This window comes from Ferroglobus sp. (assembly GCF_015521575.1).
Taxonomy (GTDB): Archaea; Halobacteriota; Archaeoglobi; order Archaeoglobales; family Archaeoglobaceae; genus Ferroglobus.
In genome coordinates this window covers 1-3,828 of record NZ_WANY01000046.1, presented here as the reverse complement: position 1 = coordinate 3,828, position 3,828 = coordinate 1, and the positions used below count along the sequence as shown (strand labels likewise).

The 3,828-nt window shown below is 45.3% G+C and carries 4 protein-coding genes; 2 read left to right on the top strand and 2 right to left on the bottom strand.

Going from position 1 to position 3,828, the window contains the following annotated elements; all coding sequences use genetic code 11:
• The coding region (locus F7C14_RS01875) for an efflux RND transporter permease subunit (protein ID WP_290899357.1) at positions 1-487 on the top strand (487 nt) is incomplete at its 5' end.
• Here F7C14_RS01875 and F7C14_RS01870 read toward each other — a convergent pair.
• Together F7C14_RS01870 and serA are read right to left on the bottom strand one after the other, a co-directional pair.
• Positions 484-870: a hypothetical protein gene (locus tag F7C14_RS01870; RefSeq protein ID WP_290899354.1), complete on the bottom strand. Its 387-nt coding sequence runs from the start codon at positions 868-870 to the stop codon at positions 484-486. The two genes, F7C14_RS01875 and F7C14_RS01870, sit on opposite strands and share 4 nt — an antisense overlap.
• A complete protein-coding gene (gene serA, locus F7C14_RS01865) occupies positions 867-2,450 on the bottom strand; it encodes a phosphoglycerate dehydrogenase (RefSeq protein ID WP_290899350.1) in 1,584 nt (527 codons plus the stop codon). The genes F7C14_RS01870 and serA overlap by 4 nt, the downstream gene beginning before the upstream one ends.
• A 92-nt stretch (positions 2,451-2,542) precedes the next feature.
• On the opposite strand from serA, the gene ppsA reads away from it, so the two are divergent.
• Positions 2,543-3,828, top strand: a 1,286-nt coding sequence (gene ppsA / locus F7C14_RS01860) for a phosphoenolpyruvate synthase (protein WP_290899347.1), incomplete at its 3' end; no start/stop codon positions are given.

Genomic DNA, 3,828 nt, shown 5'->3' with positions numbered 1-3,828 from the left:
CGTTAACGGTCAGAATAGAATGACGGTAGCGAGTTACGTTTTAGTGGTCACCTTGCTCCTAATAGTTTACAGAAGCTTGAGAAATGCTGTGGTTCCTTTAATTCCAATAACCCTCGTTATCCTAACAACCGGCGGAGCTATGTACGTGCTCGGTTTCTACAGAACTCTCATCACCGCAAGCATGAACTCGATGATTATCGGTTTAGGCATCGACTTCTCGATTCACGTAATGGAAAGGTACCTTGAGGAGAGGAGGAGGTTCGCTCCTGAAAAGGCAGTGGAGATAACGATTACCAGAATCGGAAAGCCCATACTCACCTCGGGGCTGACAATGGCTGGAGGATTTGCGGCAATGCTGATTTCACCTTTCCCGATAATGAGAGATTTCGGAATAATAAGTGTTTTAGCAATACTAATGAGCTTGATCGCCGCTTTAACTGTTGTTCCAGCGTTTCTCGTTTTCGTCGATAAGAGAAGGGGTAGTTAATCTTTCACGTAAAAGAAGCCGGATTTCCGATATCCAAGTTCTTCGAAGATTTCTTCTGGAATTCTTCCGCTAATTACTAAAATCCTTGGCTTTTCAACGAACTCCTCGATCTTTTTCACAATCCTTTTGAGGCTGTTTTCGTCTAATCTTGCTGAAAGAACAATGCCATCCTCTGGAGGAGAAATTTCTACCACTCCCACTTCGCATTCCACGGTTTTGAAGCCTCTGAACTTAACATCAACGCTAAAGGTGTCCTCGTGTCTTTCCACTGAAACGTCGAAGTCTTCTTTCAGCTTCTTAGTTAAAATTTTGATAAAAGTTCGTTTATTCTTCTTTTCTACCCTCAGCTCCAACTCCCCAAGCCAAGGATCTTCGAATTTCATAGGTAAATGTAGGTAGCGTCGATTATCCCATCAAGCTTGACCATCTTCTCCAGCACCTCTTCGGTTGGCGGATCATCCACAAGAAGCAGCATCAGCTGAACCCCTCCCGGCATATCTCCGTACCTCCCGACAATCATTCCCGCTATGTTTATATTGTACTGCCCGAAGAGGGTTCCGACCCTTCCGATCACACCCGGTTTGTCTTCATGGAGCGAGATTATGTAATGCCCTCTCGGAACGAAATCGACCTTGTAACGATCTATTCTAATTATTCTGTAGTCATCTCTGCCAAAACTCGTTCCAGCTAACGTTATGCTCTTCTCTCCTTTCACTTCCACTTCCAGCAAGCTTTCATAGCTGTCGGTTGTTTCGATTCTTGATTCCTCTATTTTTATTCCCCTCTGCTTCGCTATTGGCATCGACGAAACGAGGTTTATGTTTGCCCCAAGAATCGTCTCAAGCAACCCCTTTAACAAAGCTCTCGCAACATAGGCGGTATCTTTGCTCGCAAGTTTTCCTCTGTACGTGATTTTAACTTCGTTGAAATTCCCTCCGAGCCTTGCCGAGGCTATCTTCCCCATTTTCTCGGCTAACGTTATGTAAGGCATTAGGTATTCGAAATCTTCGGGTCTCAAACTTGGCAGATTGACAGCATTTATTACGGGAAGACCTTTGTACAAGTTGACGATGTCTCTGGCGATGATCATTCCGACGCTTTTCTGAGCTTCCTTGGTAGAAGCTCCTATGTGGGGAGTGGTTATTACATTCTCAAGTTTGAAAAGCGGATGGTTAAAATCTGGAGGTTCTTTTTCGTAAACGTCTAAAGCAGCCATGTAAACCTTTCCAGACTTTATCGCATCGTAAAGGGCATCTTCATCAATTATTCCACCTCTCGCACAGTTCACGATTATTACGTTATCCTTCATCCTCTTGAATTCCTCGTAGCTGATCATCTTCTCAGTCTCTTTAGTCTTTGGAACGTGAACAGTGATGATATCCGAATTTTCTATCAAATAATCGAAGCTAACGAGTTCGACACCTATCGATTTGGCTCTTTCTGGCGAGATGTAGGGGTCATATGCGATCACCCTCATTTCAAAGCTTTTGGCTCTTTTTGCCACTTCGAATCCTATCCTTCCGAGACCGATTATCCCGATAGTCTTTCCTCTCAGCTCCAATCCTTCGAATTTCTTCCTCTCCCACTTTCCCTCTTTGACACTCCTATCCGCCTGAGGTATCTTTCTTGCCGCTGAAAGAATTAAACCCATCGTCAATTCGGCTGTAGAGACTGTATTTCCTCCCGGAGCGTTCACGACGATGATACCTCTTTCCGTAGCGGCATCCACATCGATGTTGTCGACGCCAACTCCAGCTCTGCCTATTATTTTCAGCTTCTCTCCCCTCTCTATAACTTCCCTCGTAACCTTCGGTTTGCTCCTAACTATCAGCGCATCGTAATCCTTTATTACCTCCTTCAGCTCCTCTTCGCTAATGTCTGCCCTGACATCTACCTCCATACCTTCAGCTTTCAGCAGTTCTACTGCCTCTTTTGCGATGTTGCTTGCAACGAGAACTTTCATCGGTCAAGCATTGCCCTCTGGAGATATAAAGCTTGTCGGTTATCAAAAATCTTTTAAGTTTCTACCTCTGGTAAACTTTCGAGGTGAGATTTATGGCTGTGCTTTGGCTTAACGAAGTCTCCAAGGAAGACGTCCCGCTTGTTGGTGGTAAGGCCGCAAATCTTGGAGAATTAATGAAACTCGAAATTCCCGTTCCTAACGGCTTTGTCGTAGATGCGAGAACTTTCAACGAGTTTTTAGAGGCGACAGGGATAAAATACCAAATCCTCGACATGCTGAAGGGTTTGAACGTCGAAGATACGGACGAACTTAACAGAGTATCTGAAGAGATCAGAAAGCTGATCATAAACTCGGAAATTCCGAAGAACATTGAAGATGACATTAGGAGCGCTTACAGAAGACTATGCGAAGAGGAGGGCGAAGAGGTTTTTGTAGCCGTAAGAAGTTCGGCAACAGCAGAAGATCTGCCAGAAGCAAGTTTTGCCGGGCAGCAAGAAACTTATCTAAACGTTAGAGGAGAGGATGACGTCGTTGAGAAAGTGAAGAGGTGCTGGGCGAGTTTGTACACTCCGAGAGCAATTTACTACAGAGTTCAGCAAGGCTTTAGACATGAAGAGGTTAGTATTGCTGTTGTTGTGCAAAAAATGGTCAACAGTGAAAAAAGCGGAGTAATGTTCACCTCCCACCCGGTAACTGGAGAGAAGCTCTGCATAATCGAAGCAGTTTTTGGTTTGGGAGAGGCGATAGTAAGCGGAAAGGTAACTCCTGACACCTACGTTTACGACAGAAAGCAGAGAAAGCTCGTTGATGTCAAAGTTTCCGAAAAAACCCTCATGATAACGAGAAAGAATGGAGAGACCGTGGAAGTTGAGCTGGGTGAGAAGGGAAGGGAGAGAGTTTTAAGCGATGAAGAGATTGAAGAGCTCGTGAAGTACGGGGAAATAATAGAGGAGCACTATAAGCATCCTCAGGACATAGAATGGGCGATCGAGAATAATAAAATATTCATCCTCCAGTCGAGAGCTGTGACGACGATAAAGGGCAAGGTTGAGGAGGAAAAGGTTGCCGGGGAGGGAAGAATACTCGTAAAAGGTCTTGGAGCGTCTCCGGGAATTGGTATTGGGAGAGTGAAGGTAATTTTCAGCGAGAAGGAAATCAGCAAAGTTCAGCCGGGAGACGTGCTCGTCACGACGATGACAACTCCGGACATGGTTCCGGCTATGAAGAGAGCCTCAGCCATCGTAACTTACGAGGGTGGACTGACTTGTCATGCTGCTATCGTTAGCAGAGAGCTCGGAATTCCGGCTGTTGTAGGAACGAAGGAAGCTACAAAGGTTTTGAAGGACGGCATGCTTGTGACGGTAGACGGAGACAGAGG